We start from the raw sequence: 661 nt of genomic DNA, 5'->3' as shown, positions 1-661 counted from the left end.
TGATATGCCCAAAGGCATCACCGAACAGTTCCGCGTTAACCGCGAACTGTCCAGCGCGCTGAATCAGCAGGCGCAGCGTATGGATCTGGTGGCGTCGCAGCAGCGCACCGCCGCCAATCAGACCATTCAGGTTCGTCAGGCACTGAGCACCATTCGTGAACAGTCACAATGGCTGGGCGTATCCAATGTGCTGGGCGAAGCGCTGCGTGCACAGGTGGCACGTCTGCCAGATATGCCAAAACCCCAGCAGCTGGACAACGAAATGGCCCAGCTGCGCGTCCAGCGCCTCTATTACGAAGATCTGCTGGAACGCCAGAAATCACTGCTTCAGCTACGCCAGGATGACAACAGTAATCTGACCGCGGAACAGCGACGCATTCTGGATGCTCAGCTGAAAACCCAACGTGAGCTGCTCACCTCCCTGCTCTCCGGCTGCGATAACCTGATCCTTGGCGTGACCAAGTTAAAAGTCGGTAACAGTCAGCTGGTGGATGCGCTGAATGAAGTGAAAGAGGCTACGCACCGCTATCTCTTCTGGACAGCCGATGTCAGCCCGGTGGATTTCAGCTACCCGCTCGATCTGGCGCGCGACCTGCACCGTCTGCTGTCGCTGGATACCCTGGGCCAGCTGGGTGGCGCAATGGTGATGATGGTCACCAGC

General features: G+C 58.1%; 1 pseudogene. It reads left to right on the top strand.

The window, feature by feature from the left end:
* Positions 1 to 661 (top strand): annotated as a pseudogene (locus tag WH277_RS02360) (miniconductance mechanosensitive channel MscM); the annotation flags it as partial.

Origin of the sequence: Erwinia sp. MYb416 (assembly GCF_037479575.1) — a bacterium.
GTDB lineage: Bacteria > Pseudomonadota > Gammaproteobacteria > Enterobacterales > Enterobacteriaceae > Erwinia > Erwinia rhapontici.
This window is presented reverse-complemented; position numbering and strand designations above follow the sequence as displayed.